Source organism: Bradyrhizobium sp. UFLA05-109 (assembly GCF_054185165.1).
The window spans coordinates 1-1,051 of the sequence record NZ_JBBIAR010000160.1; the positions used below are offsets into that span (position 1 = coordinate 1).

Here is a 1,051-nt window from a genome sequence, read left to right on the forward strand (position 1 = left end):
TGTGCATGTTCATTAATTCGGTGATCGAATCCAGCCCGGCAGGGAGGGTTCGATGCGCGACAATAGCTTCGATCGGACGATTGAACGGAATTACCTTCAGAAGTGGCGGTTCCTGATCGCTGAGTATGAGGAGGTGAAAGCGGGGCGGTCGGCGACGTTCCGCCGGGTGGGGGACTTCTATAAGCACCACGGCACCTGCTCGCAGACCTTCCGGAAGTACTACAATCGCTATCTGCGGAACGGCGCGGAGGCAGACCTGTTGCCGCAGCGCCGCGGGCCGAAGTGGCGAGAGCGGCGCGAACCGGAAGGCATTGAGGCTGAGATCGTCGCCTGCCGGAAGCGCGGCATGAATCGATATGAGGTCCACGCCGCCTTGCGTGAACGGCGAGATACGGTACCGTCACCCTCGACCATTTACCGGGTCTTCAAACGCAATCAGCTGAACCGCCGCACCCCGGCGATGCGCGAGGAGAAACGTCGCATTATCAAGGACAAGATCGGCGAACTCGGCCATGTCGACCTGCACCAGCTGTCCCGCGACATGTTCCTGGCGCCACCATCAAGCCCCGCCTTCATTGTTAGCCTGGTCGATAGCTGCTCGCGCCTGGCCTGGGCCGAGGTGCTGACCTCGAAGAAGGCGCTGCCGGTCATGTTCAAGACGCTGAAAATGATCAACACCCTCAACGTCACCTATGGGGTCCAGTTCGCCGAGATCCTGTCCGACAACGGGGCGGAGTTCGCCTCCCGCAACTCTCCTGAAGAGCACCCCTTCGAGGCCATGCTGATCGAGCTCGGCATCAAGCATCGCTACACCAGGCCCTATCGGCCTCAAACCAACGGCAAGGTGGAACGCTTCTGGCGAACGCTCGACGACGACGTCATCGAAGGCGCAACCTTCGACAACCTCGAGCACTTCGCCAACGAGCTGTTCGAGTATGTGATCTACTACAACAACTTCAGGCCTCATCAGGCCCTCGGCGGCAAGACACCAAAGGGATTTGCCGAGGCCCAGACCCAAACCATTCGATCACCGAATTAGTGAACTTGCACA

1 protein-coding gene is annotated in these 1,051 nt (G+C 59.6%); it reads left to right on the forward strand.

Translation table 11 applies throughout. The features are described 5' to 3' along the window. The first annotated feature begins 52 nt into the window (after window positions 1-52). The gene (locus Q3C01_RS44830) at window positions 53-1,039 is read left to right on the forward strand and encodes an integrase core domain-containing protein (RefSeq protein WP_458151742.1); all 987 of its coding nucleotides are present in this window, start codon (window positions 53-55) and stop codon (window positions 1,037-1,039) included. The last annotated feature ends 12 nt before the right edge of the window (window positions 1,040-1,051 follow it).

Bases quoted from the DNA above. Each gene is read 5' to 3' on its own strand.
- Q3C01_RS44830 (WP_458151742.1), top strand. From the start codon at position 53: ATGCGCGACAATAGCTTCGATCGGACGATTGAACGGAATTACCTTCAG.